The sequence below is a fragment of the Sulfurovum sp. genome (assembly GCF_041551015.1).
Classification (GTDB): domain Bacteria; phylum Campylobacterota; class Campylobacteria; order Campylobacterales; family Sulfurovaceae; genus Sulfurovum.
Genome location: NZ_JBFENQ010000027.1, coordinates 1 through 15186, shown reverse-complemented (window position 1 = coordinate 15186; position 15186 = coordinate 1). Strand labels below are relative to the sequence as shown.

The following is a 15186-nucleotide window of genomic DNA, read 5'->3' as shown; positions in this document are numbered from 1 at the left end:
TAAACTAAATGAAAATGGCTATGAAACAGAAATATTCAGTTCTATTAAAGAAGCGATGAACAGTCAAGGTGATGTTTACTTGCTTTCGACAAACTTGCCGGGACAGAATACTTCACCACTTATCAAACAATTTAAAGATAAAATCATTATATTAATGGTGAACTATATCAACAATGATACTGTTGGGGAACCTTTGAAACTGGGTGCGAAAGACTATATCGTTAAACCATTTATGCTAGAAGACCTCATGCGTAAGATCGAACACTATAAAGAGTACCAGTCACTGAAAAAACAGACCTCTTTATATCAAGAGTATATGCAAAACCTTCTACACGATATAGAGAGCGACTTTGACATCACAGAGATCAGTACACCGCTTGTGATAGAGACCAATTACCAAAGACTTGTTGATAAGATCGTTTTTGAACACGCAACACATACAAATACGTTACTTACCTTTATCCCTTTAAGCGATAAAAACTGGAAAGAAAAAATACAAAAAAGTAGTCCTACTTCCTTGCTTTACATTACGGAGATCCATCAACTCAAAAAAACGGATAAAGAAGCGCTCATTGAGATGTTAAAAGAGTATAACTTCATCTTATGTACTACCACAAATATAGAATCAGATTTTGAAACTATTACACTTAACACAGATTCTAAACTCTATGACCAAAATGAAATCTTGACCATTGATGATTATGTGAAATTTATTGTCAATAGTTTTCAATACAAATTTCCAGATACAGAGCTCTCTAAAAAATTAGGAATCTCAAGAAAAAGTTTATGGGAAAAAAGGAAAAAGTATGGCCTCTTCAAAAAGAAATAAATCGCTCTACATAGATACAGAGGCTCTCTCTACGCTAGCGTTAGTAAAAGCAGGACTTATCTCTCCAGTAGAAAAACTGATGAACAAAAAAGAAGCCCAGAATGTCGATGAGACTAAAATGTACAAAGGTGTACCTTTCCCTTTTTCTTTTATACTCGCCCCTCGAGGTAAAAAAAATCATCAGACCTTAGCAAGTTTACAAAAAGATGACATTGTTTCCCTCATTAATGATGGGGAAATAGTTGGCGAGCTCATAGTTGAAGAAACATTTGATGTTGACCCTGCACAGCGTCTTCAGAATATCTATGGTACTTCAGACACTACACACCCAGGCGTTAGAAATACAATATTGAGACTAGGTAAAATAGCTGTATCTGGGGAGTATACTGTCATCTATCCATTGATAGAAGACAACATGAAGCGGATCAAAAACATGATCACAAAGACAGGTGCAAAGCATATTTCATCTATGATGCTTGCAGCAAATCCTTTGAACCGTGCACACGAAAGAATGATACGTGAAGCAATCAGTAACTCTGATCTTCTTGTGATCTTTTTACGTAAACCTTTTACCACAGGGGGACTTCGTTATGACATACGTTATAATGCACTAAATACTTTTGTTGACAATTTTTTACCACGCAATAAAGTACTCATCATCCCTTTTGAAAACACCTATATCTTTGCAGGATACAATGAACTTATCTTGGATGCTCTTTTAGCCAAAAATTATGGATGCAGCCAACTGGTTATAGGTAAAAATCATGGTGGGTTAGGCTTATATTATGATAAAAATCGTCTAAGCTCTGTCTTTGATCGTTGTCAGGATATTAATATTGATATTAAAACTATCGATGAGTTGGTCTATTGCGATACCTGTAAAACGCTTGTAAGTACGCAAACCTGTCCTCATGGACGACACCATCATGTACACTATGATTCAGAATCCATCATGAAACTGATACAGGCAGGGCTCATTCCTCCTTCTATATTGGTCAGAAAAGAAGTTTCAGCAAACATTCTGGCAGCGCTTTTACCAGAGAGATTTGAAAACCTGCAAGAAATGTACTACTCTCTGATGCCAGGTTCAGGGTTATTAGAACAACAAAGTGAAGAGCAGTTTTACCTGAAACTTATCGAACTGTATCAAACATCATCACTTACATAAACAAGGGCCCATATGACGATTCAAAAACTTTTTTTAACATTCTTCGGTGCAGGACTTAGTCCAAAAGCACCTGGTACAGTAGGGTCACTAGCTTCACTTCCTGTAGGGTTGGCTGTACTTTACTACTTTGGTACGGAAACACTTTTTATGCTGACACTTGCCATTACCATCATAGGTATCTTTGAAGTGAACAAATATGAACAAGCTACAGGTATCCATGATCATCAGCAGATCGTTATAGATGAAGCAGCAGGTATGTGGCTCAGTCTTATGATAGCTTACTCAACGGCGACAGTTATGAATTATCCATATGCTGAGATCTTATCTATTGTATTCAGCTTCGCTGCATTCCGTCTTTTTGATATCTGGAAACCCTCAACTATAGGGTGGATAGACCGAGAACTTAAAGGTGGTCTTGGAGTGATGCTCGATGATGTATTGGCAGGATTTGCGGGTGGAATGTTGAGTGCTCTCATACTTATGGCGATAGAAAAACTTTTTTAAAAGTTTTTTCTCCTCTTTATTATTTTTCTTCTATCATTAGGAAAAGCATTAAAAAACATCCCGATCACAGATATCAACATGATCAGATAAGCCACAAATCTTGTAACTCCCGCTAGTATAGATTCATAGGCTAAAAGGCCCATTGCACTGAGCAGATAGTTAAAATCATGAATTGCATCTACCCCTAAAAAAGATTTATGTGCGGGAAGTATAAGTCCTTCATGGGCTGTTGAGAGATACCACGCTGTATATTGGAGAGAGAACCCTACAAAAAAGAGTGCGATCAGTGCAGCAAACAGATTACCTTTTCTATAATAATAGTAACCTATTAGTCCTGGGAAAAGTAACTGGAAGATCGTTCCATTAGCCATAGTGAGAAACTTCGGACAAGGTAAGATATAACAGACACCATGTCCGCCTTCATGCACGATGCCCAAAGTTTGATTGGCTACAAAAAAATAAAGGGTAAATATCTTCTGTATCAGCGTATCGCTCTGTGTATAACTTGGTTCCCATGGTGCATAATGTGGGAAAAGCAACAAAAATAGCACAAAGATCCCTAATGTGACTCTCTTTGCTGTTATTCTGGATTCTAACGAAGATTCACTCTCTTCCTTATCCTGATGCAAATGTTTAAAAGGATTGCTTTTAGGCATCGATCAAAGACTTTAATATACGTTTGATGATCCCTTCGTATTCTTCAAGCTCTCCTGCTTCCAAAGCTTTCCCTGAACGAAACTTTTTATGGTATTTTTCTAACGCTTTTCTTGAGGTATCATCTAACCATTTCTCTTTAAAGGTCTGATCCATCTCAATATCAACTACTTCTCTCTTAGCATGTGATATTTGTGCTACTTTCACAGTATGATATATGGTACGCCCTAGTAGAATATAAGGGAAATTTCTATTTTGCATAGGGCCCATCTCTAAGTAACGTTTACCCATGGTCTGTCCAAGAACTTTCACTTCTGAGAGTTCATTAAATCCAAAATATGCACCTGTTCCACCTAATAGTGCACCTATAGCACCACCCAAAAGAAGTGTATGCCCAGCCAACAGTAAATCTATACCTGCACCTGTAACTGCTCCAGAAGTTGCACCTGTAATTATAAGTTCTTTACGTGTCAGTCCAAATACAGAGGCTGTTTCTTCAGAAAAGAGATCCATTCCTTCAAACGTCAAGACTTTCTTTTCTTTCTGCAGGTGTCCATGGTTCCAAACCTCTTCTATACTCTTTTGTGTAGAAATCTCTAAGTCTCGTAAACGGTCTTTATAGTTACTCTCTATATTCTCTTTCTCTTTTTCACTTGCCTCTTGAGTATAGAAATAGAGTTTTTCAACCATGCTAACAGAATCATACACCAATCTTGACACCAATGATGCACTTCGTTCAAGCATCTGTTCCTTGTACTGTTTCAGAAGTTTAATCGATGCCTTAACTGGAGCTATCCACTCCTCTTTGAGCTGTGCCATACTCTCCAATATACTCATATGCTGTTCAAGACTTGCCTGCATAGGATTAAATGTACGTACCATTCTAAAGTATTGTTCAAGCGCTACTTTCCACTCTTCACTATAGTCCGAGTCATCAATATGGTTGATCAATGCCATAGAAGGCTGACCGGTCCAGCGAAGTATCTCCATCTCTGTCTCGTACTCTTCACCATAAGGTTGTGAACCGTCTACTACATAGATAATCCCCGCTCCATCCATGATGGGTTCAAGAAGTTCTATTTCATCATTAAATCGTTCATCATCTCTGTGTTCATTGATAAATGCCTGTACCACTTCATGCTTCTTGTTTGCAGGAACATCATGTTTTTCAAGCCATGCGAGTACCCTTCTTGCTCTTTGAAAACCAGGAGTATCAAAAAGTTCATATAAAACTTTTCCATCTACACTGAGAGGAAAACTACGTTTTTTTGTTGTGGTTCCAGGAGTGTCAGATATCTGTACAGAGTCATCAAGGGCAAGAGCCGATACTATAGAACTCTTACCTTTATTCGGGTGTCCCACCACAGCAAATTTAGGGTGTGTAGATGTCATCTTTTTAACCACACTTTCTTATTTTTCAATAAGGAGAGTTTATTTTCCCATACATCTATCTCTTTATCAGTAATTTCATAATAATTTTCCATAGTACCGATAGGCATAACGATTACTTTATCTACTTTGTCGGCCAAATCATTTAAGTAATCCACAAAATCCATCGTTGGAGGCTCCCATCCCTTTACAAACAAAAGTACTTCACCATGACTTTTGGAGATCACTTCGGCATCCTCATCAAAACTGTTTGCTCCCCCAACTTCAAAATGTCTAGGTGAGATAACCTGCATACTGTCACCTAATAGCAATAGTTCATCATGTGGTATGGCCCATCCATGTATGACATCATAAGAAGCATCCAGTGCATTTACTATTTGTTCATAACTTTTGTCATTAGGGATAAATGTACTCTCTCTTTTCTTCGCATGTGTAGAGATGATAGGTTCATTGATCTCTCTGAGTAATTTGCTCGCTCCCTTCAATGTTAAGAGAGATTCTTTGATGGCACGGTTAAATCCAATAGAGGCAAGAATAAATATCAAGATACGTAAAAAAATAGCGTAAAATAACGTGGAAAAAGCCAAAAATTTCCACCACTCACCAAGTTGTGAAGCACTTGCGATCATCTCCTCATTCAGTTTTCCACCCAGTCTAAAATATTGGCTTTGCTCTATAAGTTCCAATGAAGGTACAGCAGCAGGTATAAGTTCTCTCCATGGAAATGCTAAAGTATATAAAAAATCATAGAGTGCTTCAGGGGAAATATTAAGTGTTGTACTCCATGCAAAAGCAATATCTTTGGTCACAACCACACCTAAAAGTGATAACAATAAACCAAATGAGAAAAACAAAACAACTATTTGTGAACGTCTAATGATCACCCAGTTTGCCAGAAGAGGGTTGATCTGAAATGATTTGACGTTATCTTCTATCTTTGTAGGAAGTAACCCCAGTATCTTTTCCATCCAAAAAGCTGGAGAAAGGTGTATCAATACACTCTCCGCACTACTCGCTCTAAACATAGCCAAAAGAGTAAACAGCATAGTAATAAGAGGAAAGAAAATGACCACAGCTATGAAATAGATAACATTCACTGGTTCACGTCCACTATAAGAAAGTAATCCTATCCCTGTTAAGACTCCTAAAGCAAATGCTATAAGTACAAGTGCAAATGTCACCCTATACAAATAAGAAGAAAAAGTTTCACTTAACAATGGTCTTTTCAACCTATGCTCATGTTCCTCTATCCATACTAAAATCTGCTCAATAGGTTTATTTTTCAGCATCACCTGGGTTAAACCAAAAGCACGGTTCTCTTCTCTTGTAGAAGGATTAATTTCCAATAGTTCGTAAAGGTTTACATAGGGCTTTATATTCATCTGCTAGTCGGTCCCATTATACATCTTCAGGGCAACCATAAATGACAGATCTCAAATGTTCTTTATATACTTCATGGTCATAGCTGTCTACACGTGCAACACCCTCTTCAAATGCTGTTTTTGCTACAGCTGAAGCAACCCATACAAACACTTCTTTGTTAAAAGGTAATGGAATGACATGCTCTTTACCGTACGTAATATTTGCATTATGGTACGCAGCTTTTACATCATATGGCACAGGCTCTTTTGCTAAAGCTGCTAATGCTTCGGATGCTGCCATCTTCATACCTTCTGTGATCTTTTTTGCACGCACATCCAAAGCACCTCTAAAGATAAAAGGAAAGCCTAATACATTGTTGATCTGGTTTGGAAAGTCAGAACGTCCTGTCCCCATAATAGCATCATCACGTACTTCTCTTACCTCAGATGGTAAAATTTCAGGTGTTGGGTTTGCCAAAGCAAAGATAATAGGTTCCAGTGCCATTTTAGCTACCATCTCCTTGGTCAAGGCCCCTCCAACACTCAAACCTAAAAACATATCCGCACCTTCGATCACATCATCCAATGTCTTAGCATCTGTTTCTATGGCAAAGGGTACTTTATATTCATTTAAATCTGTTCTTGTCGTAGTGAGTACACCTTTACTATCACACATGATGATATTTTTCACACCTAAGCTCTGATACATCTTAGCACATGAGATCCCTGCTGCCCCTGCACCATTGACAACTATTTTTATCTCTTCAACTTTTTTTCCTGTCAGGTCAAGTACATTCATCAATCCCGCAGTGGTAATGATAGCTGTTCCATGTTGGTCATCATGGAACACAGGGATATCAAGTGCTTCTTGTAGCTGTTTCTCTATCTCAAAACATTGAGGGGCTTTAATGTCTTCAAGATTAATCCCCCCAAAAGTTGGGGCGATCGCTTTACATGTAGTGACGATCTCTTCAATGGTATGCACATCCAGCTCTATGTCAAAAGCATCCACATGTGCAAACTTCTTAAAAAGTACAGACTTTCCTTCCATCACAGGCTTAGATGCAAGAGGTCCAATGTTTCCAAGTCCGAGAACTGAGGTACCATCCGAGATCACAGCAACTAAATTGGATCGATTGGTATATTCAAAAGAGAGGTTTTCATCTTTTGCGATTTCAAGGCAGGGTATAGCTACCCCCGGAGTGTAGGCAAGTGAGAGTTCGTGTTGTGATTCACAAGGCTTTGTTAGTTCTATGCCTATCTTTCCTCGCTTATGATATGTTAACACTTCTTCCTTGGTTATTGCAGTCATTTTTCACCTTGCACTTTTAATATAAAATATTATACTGCAAGTATGATAAGGGTAACTCTAATTATTCTGGAAAATACTCTTCGATGATTTGAGGAAAGAGTTTCATAGTTTTTCTTGCTTTATCAATTTTAGGTTGAAATACCTCTGAAGAGCTTGGAAACTTTGTCATACACTCTGTATAAATTGCAATTTTCTCTTCCATATGTGCTTCCAGTGCATCAAGTACAGCCTGCATATTTTCTCTACTCGTTGCAAACTTCATAAGGAGTTCAAACATACGTTTACGTGGGTGAATGGCCATAGAATCACCTGCTTCAAGAGCGATATCTTTAATGTCCCATCTTGAAATATAAATACCACTTACATGAGGAGCGATAAGCTTCGCATAGAGTGCTTCTGTGTATGAAGGGTAATCTTTAAGATCTACCTCTTCATCAGCAGCACACTGTCCATCAGGACCAAATGCCGGTTTACCATTAAAATTTTGTGCACTCATGTTCTCAAATTCTTTTCTTAAATCGTCCATTTCTCTCATTCTTTATCTCCTATTAGTAGCGGAATATCATCCACATCGATTTTCGCATCAAACCATCTATTGGCTATAAGCATCATCTTTGTAACAAAGATGATCTGGTCATCTAAAAACTCCGGTCTGTCATACAGTGCTTTTGCCTCATCATCCAGACAAAATCCTTTGACTTTTCCATCGCTTACTTCTACAAAGTCAACACGTCCTTCTCTCTCTGCACAACTATTCAGACTTTCACAATAATGTACAGCTTTAGGCCCAAATTCCTTTTCTATCATCATTTGTGTCACTTTTGACTCTCCGACGTTACGCATCGTGAAATCAAAATATTCATCTGTAATATTCAATGCAATGGCAGTTGCATTAATGCCATTGCGTTTCATGATCTTATTAAAATATTTTCTCATGTACCCTGTTTGGGCATTATGTCCCAGTATGGTACAGAGTCCTGTATCAGGCTTGATTTCATGTGGTTGCATTAATCTTCTTCCCCTCTCATACGTATTGCATTGTCATGCAGGAACATCGCCTCTTCTTCTTCAACAGCACAACGTGGACAAGTTTGTTCCCCACCTGTATAGGTAAAGTTGTTACCACACTCATTACAACGTTTGATGTTAAAGGTTGCAAGTGTTCTTTGTGTAGGTTCAAAAAACTCTTTGATCTCAAATCCACTTTGCAGGTGGATCGCATCTGGTTCACAAACATCATGGCATAAATGACACTTCACACACAACATAGCATCAAAATGGATAAGTGAAAACTTACCATTAGATGAGAGTGCACCTGTAGGACAGATACGGTAACAGATCTGACAGTTGGTACAACGCTCATCCACAAACTTTTGGGAAGTAAAACTCACTTCATCTTCAGGCAATACTTCAAACACATCTGGAACGCCTGCACGTTTGAGTGTTGTAAAAAGTATCTTACGTTTGTTTGGCAGATTCTTATCTTTTATCTTGGATATCACAGAAGCATCTATCTCAAATTTTTGCAGTTCATCTTCATCAACAGCATCATCAAATGCTTTTTTATGTTTTACCACACCTTTGAGTGAAGCATTTTCTAAAAAAGAACGTCTTGATGTAACTTCCTCTTCACTTTCTGGTTCATTCGCTTTCTTTAATTCTTTTGATGTTACATGGTTTGTACTGAGTTGTTTTTCCGAAAAACTGGATAAGACAAAATTTGCTTCGTCTATACGATTTTCAATATGTTCAAAAAGTAATGAGTCTTCATCATACGAACTCATGTCTATCGTGATCGTCTCATCACTAGCTAAAGCCAAAGAGATCAAGTGTTCCACACTCAGGACTGAGATACAAGGTACATTTATTTTAGGTGAGATCAACCTTACTTTAGATTCTAAAAAAGTAAAAAAGAACTCAGTTGTAGAAAAATCTGAAAGTGCAAAAGCTTCCGTAGGACAGATACCCACACAGGCTGCTGCTTCGACACCCGTAGCTAGAGAAAAACTTGGAAGGTTGTCTACCAAGCTTATAGAATCCGGACAGATATCTACACACTTTGTACACTGGGAAAATTTACTTGTTGCTCTTACACACGCACTCACATCAAAATGTAAACCCATAAACTACGCTTCATCCCCACAGTAAATTGATAGTTTTTCTGTCACATATTCAAAATCACTCAGTAGGAACTCTAAAGCAAGCTCAGAACCATCATGATACAAAGGTGTACGTGACTCACGTTTTGCATTGATAAGGAACAAAGGTGCCCACTCTAAAAGATGTTCTTTTAAAAATGCACGTTGTACTTGCAAAAGTTCACATATTCCATCTTTATCATCCGCTTCTAAAGCTTTTTTCAGTGCAACACATAACATATACATGAACTCCAGTTCCACACCTATATGGTCTGCACTCACTACTCTTGCAGCATCTAATTCAACACGGAAATCCAAATCATTATAGAGTTCTACGATAGGGTTGTCTCCACCACTTTCGATCATTTGATCATCTCTTGTATAGAAACTCTCATAAGGTACTAGATGCATTAAAAATAGATTCGTAAAATCCACATTATAGTATTGATCTATAAGGTCAGCACGTGAAAGTTCCTTGCGTTTAGACCAATCTCTGTAATTTGGGAAAAAAGATAAAAGTCTTTCATCACTCTCGATGTTTTCCAAAAATGTCTCATCTACTTCTACAAGCATTAATCTTGAGATCAAAGCATAAATTGCTATACGGTTTTCTATCTCTTGTTTCATTAAATCCATGTTATATACATCTGCTTTCATGTTAAATATTTTGGCACTATACCACTTTCAAGATAAATAAGTAATAAGAAAATTAATTATCTGGGAAATTGTATAATGTAGACACTCCCAAGCAGATGCTTGGAAGTATATCAGTAAGAATAAACTTACTTTATTTTTACTGCATATGCTTTGTCAGACAAAGGCACAGCAGGACGTTTAATGTGTTTAGGACGTCTAAGAGTATCTGAGCTGTTAAGAGGACGTGTTAAATCATCTCTCCATGCTTGATAAACTTTCATGTTGTTCTCATAGTTCACATAAATGTCACCGATCTGATCATCTTTACCTGCTGGTTCCATTACAACTTTTTGGTGCCATGCATGGTTACCTGCAATAGGATCTGGATGTGATGGAGCCACAGCATTTTGCCATGAACCAGAAAGTCCATCCCACCAAATGTTGTCAAGGTCTCTATTGTACTCTTTAAACTGCCAAGAGTTTTTGTTTTCATCCATACCATCTACGATACTCTGTGTTGGTTTGAGTGTACCCTCTTTACCATCCATAGTCATCTCATACAGTGGTGCACCAAGACCCATAACACCTAGTTTATGCTCAAATCCAGGGATATCTACTGCATTTTTAAGTTTCCATCTACCTGCGTGGTGTGAACATGCAAGTACACCAGGCATAGTAGCTTCAGTTGGTACAGCCATAGCAATAAAGTAACCTGACTCAAGACCAGATACAGTATCTTGAATCGTTACTTTAACTGCATCTCCTCTTTTAATTCCAAGTTTCTTAGCATCTTCAGTATAGATCCATACTGGGTTATGGTTTTGTGAAATCTCCATAAGGTGCTTAGAGTTTACAGAACGTGTATGAATATTGTATGGCAATCTAAATACTGTGTTTAACGCAAATTCATTGTCTTTTTGCATAAAGTCATGGTGTACTTGTGTAACAACATGCGTCATTTTGACTCTGTCTTCTTTAGTTGTTGGGTAGATAGGTATAGCATACTCAGGCCATTTCCATTCTTTAAACCACTCACAGTAGAAGTCAAGTTTTTTAGTCAATGTATGGAAACCTTGAACAAGCTCTCCATCTACTTCAACACCAATAGCACTTTCTTTACCGTGACTATCTGTAGCCAGAATAATTCCAAATTCATCTTTTCTTACATTCTCTTCTGCATACTCATGACCATGAGAGATATAAGTTGATCCAACTTTTTTAAGTGGTCTCTCTTGCGGTTTATAGATGTTATCTTCTTCTAACCATGTACCTCTGTCTCTCATCATCTCGTAGTTTGGATACTTAGAATCTGGGTATGCTGCTTTTGCTGCTTTTCTAAGGTTTGGCAGATTGTCAAAGGCTGCTTGATACCATTCAGGGATCGTTACACATCTACTTGGATCTTCTTTTGAAGCCCAGTGCTTTCTAATCCCTAATGAACCATCTGGATCTACATAATGCGTCATAATGTTCGCCCAGAACTCTACCTCTTCCCATACTTCACCAAGACCTGCTTTAATATGTGCTTCCAGTGTAGCTCTTGTTGGATCTTTTGGCTTCCAACCCATTTTTTCTAATGCAACTCTAAGTGCCGGGTTACGGAAACTTAACCATCTTTTTGGTTCTGTTGCTTCTGAGTGTTGGTCATGTCTTTCACCAGCAAGTCCTACAGGAAGGATAAAGTCACAATACCAGTTTGTCTCTGACCATGTTGGTGAGAGGTTAAATGACATTTCGATCTTATCTTCTCTTTTAAGCGCTTCGATCCATCTAAATCCATCCGGGTTGATCCAAACCGGGTTATACATACGAGGGATCCAAACAGCCAATTTCTCAGGTACTTTAAGCCCTTTGCTGTTCCACTTCTCTCTCCACTCATCATCCATAAGTAGGTGAGGCATAATATGACTCATCTCATATGAACTCAATGGATACTCAGGTGGCCATGCAATTTCATTCCATACGTCAACTTTTGCAGGTGCTGAACCATCTACAGTTGCAGCATTACCCTTACCGTTAACAGAAATAACATGCCAGTGGTGTAAACCAACACCACCTTTATCACCAGCCATAGCACCACGAAGAACAAATGGCAAGAATGCAGATCTAGCGATCATCCATCCACCTTTGTGACCTATCGGTCCTGCTCTCCAGATGTATGTTGCAACTCTTGTACCGGCATCGATGAACATATCATAAAGTTTTTCTACGATACGTTTTTCGATACGACACTCTTCAGCTACAAAATCAAGTGTATAAGGGCTATACATTTCAGAGATCATCCCGATGAATTCTTCATATGAATCACCAGCAGGAATAGATTTGATATATCCTTTTTCAAGAAGTACATTCAAGTACTCTCTGTCTTTCATTAGGTGATCCCAATTTACCCAGTTTTTCACAAAATTGTGGTTTACTAGATCTTCACCGTTTATACCCTTTTCGTTAAGTATTCTGTTTGCAAGGTAGAGATAAAGTGCTGTCTCTGTCCCTGGCCAACATGGTACCCAAAGGTCTGCCATACCAGCAGAGTTAGAAAGTCTTGGATCCATAACAACAAGTTTCGCACCTTTTTTACGTGCCTCAGCAATACGACCTGCTGCCTGCTGGAAATAGTGACCCGCATCCGCTGCGTGTGATGACTGAAGGAAGATCAACTTCGCATTAGCCCAGTCTGGTGAGTTTCTATCATCGTTTGTCCACTGAATAGTACCTTGTCTAGCACCTGCCGAACAGATGTTTGTATGAGAATCATACCCGTCAATACCCATTGAGTGAGGTACACGGTGACCAAAACCATTTTCATTTGGACGGCCAACATGGTACATAATTGATTTTTTAGAGATCTCATCACCCACTTTGAGTGTATCGTGCATTTTTTGCCCGATCTCTTTCATCGCTTCATCCCAAGTCGTTCTTACCCATTTACCTTCACCTCTTTTAGAACCTGGTGCTCTTTTAAGTGGGAAAGGTATTCTATCTGGATCGTACATTTGTGACTGAGTTGCATAACCCTTTGCACAGTTTCTACCACGAGATCCTGAGTGTAGTGGGTTACCCATGTACTTACGTACTGCCAATTGTCCACCCGCTTTATATGTAGAAAGGTCAACCCATGCAGTTAGACCACAAGATGCCTCACAGTTTGAACATGATGTAGGAACAAGCATATATTCAGTTGCTTTGATCCCATCAGGATTGTCTTCACTCTGAACACCATTTCTACCTGTACCACCTCTTTTCCAATCATCTCCATCTAACTCAGTAAAACTATCCCACTCTTCAAGTGGCGGATAGAATGAAAGTGTTTTAGGTGTAGGTGTGAACTTTGTTTCTGCCATTGCAGGCGTGTCAGCTACAGTTTTAAATACACCTGCTGCAAGTGTTGCACCTGCGACAGAGTAAGCTGTACCTTTAAGGAAACTTCTTCTACCTTCGATAAAATTTTTATCTTCTGTATTCATTGATTTTGTCATAGATATCTTCTCCTTAACTTAATGGTAACATTTGTGGGATCTTAAGCCATACATCTTTTACCAAGAATAACCCTACCAATGCTACAATAGCTGCAAATCTAAGCAGCGTCATATTTTCTGATTTCATATAGCTCATTCCTAAGAAAAATGGAATAATAAATCCAAGTGTCATACCAAACCAGAATTCAACACTATACGCTCCACCTGAGTGTACATATGCTAAAACAGCTTCTGCTTCTGAAGATTTGAATGAGAAGAAATACTCACCCATATACATCATGAATGAAAAGAATACAGCCATTGTAAGTACAAGTGCCAGATCTTTTCTAGCTTCTTTACTCCATGAACCAGACACGAAGATAAGTGCTGCAGAACCAGCCATAAGTGCTGCCCACATCATTTGCATAACTTCTGTTGGTGCTTGCCATAATTCCCTTGCACTTGATTGTGCCATGATAATCGCTGTATATGTCGTTACAGGGATCGCTAAAAATACTAAAAATGGCATGATTTTTTCATACACTGCAGAATTATTTCTAGCTATTGCTGTGATCTTACATTTCTTACCGCCAAGACCTGGGAATGCATCTGCAACACCAATGATCATAAGTATTGTAATAAGACCCAAGAAAAGTGATGCCAACCAAGCACCAACAGTAATAGACGAAGTCCAGTGTGGATGCGTGAAAATATGGATCATTCTGTACGGTTGGTGCAAATCAATCAATGTAAACAACAAGAATACGTTCAATGATAAAAATGCGATTACCGGCATAAGCCATCTTAAATTAGGCATATCATCTTTTTTGTGTCTAAACCATAAAAATGCTGCTAAAAATGCAACACCTGTACCAATACTTTTTGCCCACATGTTTACAGTAATAATGCTACCCCAAACAATTCCTTGAATTGGCACATCTAGTGTGACAACTGCTTGTGTTGCGTGAATTGTACTTTCTACCATCTTAGTGACCTCCCTCTTGCTCATGTGATTCAGCATCTGTTGCTGACTCAATCAAACTTGTATTATCTGGTGTCTCATGCCCAACAAATGGTGCTAAAAATCTATCAAGAATTCCATGATTTTTATCACCTACATGCTCAAGGTGAGTAATGTCATTAAAGAGACTGTAACCTTCAATTCTCTGATGTGCAAGTGGATTCAGTGTTGCATTACCGCCACCTACATAAAAGTGTGTTGGACTCGTATGCTTTTCAGGTTTACGTACTTGAACAGCACCTTTATGTTCCATGATGTAAAGTGAAATATGACTATGGTCATCTTCAATATCACCAAAGATATTTGCTTCAACCGGACAAGCTACCACACATGCCGGCATCATACCACTTTCAATACGGTGCGCACAGTATGTACATTTATCTGCTGTGTTTGTTTCAGGGTCCATATAGATCGCTCCATAAGGACATGCCATCATACAACCAGCACAACCAATACATCTAGCACTATCAATGTTTACAATACCATTCTCTAGATAATGTAACGCCGATACCGGACAGATACGCTCACATGGCGCGTTCTCACAGTGGTTACAACGTAGTGGTGTAAATGATCTTCTAGTATCAGGGAATGTTCCCAGATCAATATATTTAACACGTAAACGCCAAGTACTCAATGGAACTTCATTTTCCACTTTACAAGCAATCTCACAACCTTTACAACCCATACATAGGTTAAGGTCAACTAAGAAACCTAATTTC

14 protein-coding genes are annotated in these 15186 nt (G+C 38.5%); 3 read left to right on the top strand and 11 right to left on the bottom strand.

Annotated features, from left to right (window positions below; all coding sequences use genetic code 11):
• From ABZC96_RS03150 to ABZC96_RS03140, 3 genes are all read left to right on the top strand, one after another.
• Nucleotides 1–829, top strand: an 829-nt coding sequence (locus ABZC96_RS03150) for a hypothetical protein (protein ID WP_373029016.1), incomplete at its 5' end; no start/stop codon positions are given.
• Nucleotides 807–1997, top strand: coding sequence for a sulfate adenylyltransferase (locus ABZC96_RS03145; protein WP_373029014.1), 1191 nt, complete (start codon nt 807–809; stop codon nt 1995–1997). The genes ABZC96_RS03150 and ABZC96_RS03145, both read left to right, overlap by 23 nt.
• A gap of 12 nt (nt 1998–2009) precedes the next feature.
• A complete protein-coding gene (locus ABZC96_RS03140) occupies nt 2010–2501 on the top strand; it encodes a phosphatidylglycerophosphatase A (RefSeq protein ID WP_373029013.1) in 492 nt (163 codons plus the stop codon).
• Here ABZC96_RS03140 and ABZC96_RS03135 read toward each other — a convergent pair.
• The 11 genes from ABZC96_RS03135 to ABZC96_RS03085 form a co-directional block, all read right to left on the bottom strand.
• Entirely contained in the window at nt 2498–3157 is a 660-nt protein-coding gene (locus ABZC96_RS03135; RefSeq protein WP_373029012.1) for a hypothetical protein, read from the bottom strand. The genes ABZC96_RS03140 and ABZC96_RS03135 overlap by 4 nt on opposite strands.
• Nucleotides 3150–4547, bottom strand: coding sequence for a DUF3482 domain-containing protein (locus ABZC96_RS03130; protein ID WP_373029010.1), 1398 nt, complete (start codon nt 4545–4547; stop codon nt 3150–3152). Before ABZC96_RS03130 ends, ABZC96_RS03135 begins: the two co-directional genes overlap by 8 nt.
• Complete coding sequence (locus ABZC96_RS03125; protein ID WP_373029009.1) at nt 4544–5926, bottom strand: DUF2868 domain-containing protein; 1383 nt, start codon at nt 5924–5926, stop codon at nt 4544–4546. Before ABZC96_RS03125 ends, ABZC96_RS03130 begins: the two co-directional genes overlap by 4 nt.
• A gap of 16 nt (nt 5927–5942) precedes the next feature.
• Nucleotides 5943–7217 (bottom strand): malic enzyme-like NAD(P)-binding protein, encoded by a 1275-nt coding sequence (locus tag ABZC96_RS03120; RefSeq protein WP_373029008.1) that lies wholly within the window; start codon nt 7215–7217, stop codon nt 5943–5945.
• A gap of 61 nt (nt 7218–7278) precedes the next feature.
• The gene (locus ABZC96_RS03115; RefSeq protein WP_373029007.1) at nt 7279–7752 is read right to left on the bottom strand and encodes a hypothetical protein; all 474 of its coding nucleotides are present in this window, start codon (nt 7750–7752) and stop codon (nt 7279–7281) included.
• Nucleotides 7749–8225, bottom strand: coding sequence for a hypothetical protein (locus tag ABZC96_RS03110; RefSeq protein WP_373029006.1), 477 nt, complete (start codon nt 8223–8225; stop codon nt 7749–7751). The genes ABZC96_RS03115 and ABZC96_RS03110 overlap by 4 nt, the downstream gene beginning before the upstream one ends.
• Nucleotides 8225–9340, bottom strand: a complete 1116-nt coding sequence (locus ABZC96_RS03105; RefSeq protein ID WP_373029005.1) for a 4Fe-4S dicluster domain-containing protein — start codon at nt 9338–9340, stop codon at nt 8225–8227. Before ABZC96_RS03105 ends, ABZC96_RS03110 begins: the two co-directional genes overlap by 1 nt.
• Before the next feature lie 3 nt (nt 9341–9343).
• The gene (locus tag ABZC96_RS03100) at nt 9344–10012 is read right to left on the bottom strand and encodes a molecular chaperone (protein WP_373029003.1); all 669 of its coding nucleotides are present in this window, start codon (nt 10010–10012) and stop codon (nt 9344–9346) included.
• 125 nt (nt 10013–10137) lie between these two features.
• Entirely contained in the window at nt 10138–13467 is a 3330-nt protein-coding gene (locus ABZC96_RS03095; RefSeq protein WP_373029001.1) for a molybdopterin-dependent oxidoreductase, read from the bottom strand.
• A 13-nt stretch (nt 13468–13480) separates the two neighbouring features.
• Complete coding sequence (nrfD, locus tag ABZC96_RS03090; RefSeq protein ID WP_373029000.1) at nt 13481–14431, bottom strand: NrfD/PsrC family molybdoenzyme membrane anchor subunit; 951 nt, start codon at nt 14429–14431, stop codon at nt 13481–13483.
• Nucleotide 14432: 1 nt separating this feature from the next.
• The coding region (locus ABZC96_RS03085; RefSeq protein WP_373028999.1) for a 4Fe-4S dicluster domain-containing protein at nt 14433–15186 on the bottom strand (754 nt) is incomplete at its 5' end.

Coding starts and splice junctions, on each gene's coding strand:
- ABZC96_RS03145 (WP_373029014.1), top strand. CDS start 807: ATGGCCTCTTCAAAAAGAAATAAATCGCTCTACATAGATACAGAGGCT.
- ABZC96_RS03140 (WP_373029013.1), top strand. CDS start 2,010: ATGACGATTCAAAAACTTTTTTTAACATTCTTCGGTGCAGGACTTAGT.
- ABZC96_RS03135 (WP_373029012.1), bottom strand. CDS start 3,157: ATGCCTAAAAGCAATCCTTTTAAACATTTGCATCAGGATAAGGAAGAG.
- ABZC96_RS03130 (WP_373029010.1), bottom strand. CDS start 4,547: ATGACATCTACACACCCTAAATTTGCTGTGGTGGGACACCCGAATAAA.
- ABZC96_RS03125 (WP_373029009.1), bottom strand. CDS start 5,926: ATGAATATAAAGCCCTATGTAAACCTTTACGAACTATTGGAAATTAAT.
- ABZC96_RS03120 (WP_373029008.1), bottom strand. CDS start 7,217: ATGACTGCAATAACCAAGGAAGAAGTGTTAACATATCATAAGCGAGGA.
- ABZC96_RS03115 (WP_373029007.1), bottom strand. CDS start 7,752: ATGAGAGAAATGGACGATTTAAGAAAAGAATTTGAGAACATGAGTGCA.
- ABZC96_RS03110 (WP_373029006.1), bottom strand. CDS start 8,225: ATGCAACCACATGAAATCAAGCCTGATACAGGACTCTGTACCATACTG.
- ABZC96_RS03105 (WP_373029005.1), bottom strand. CDS start 9,340: ATGGGTTTACATTTTGATGTGAGTGCGTGTGTAAGAGCAACAAGTAAA.
- ABZC96_RS03100 (WP_373029003.1), bottom strand. CDS start 10,012: ATGAAAGCAGATGTATATAACATGGATTTAATGAAACAAGAGATAGAA.
- ABZC96_RS03095 (WP_373029001.1), bottom strand. CDS start 13,467: ATGACAAAATCAATGAATACAGAAGATAAAAATTTTATCGAAGGTAGA.
- nrfD (WP_373029000.1), bottom strand. CDS start 14,431: ATGGTAGAAAGTACAATTCACGCAACACAAGCAGTTGTCACACTAGAT.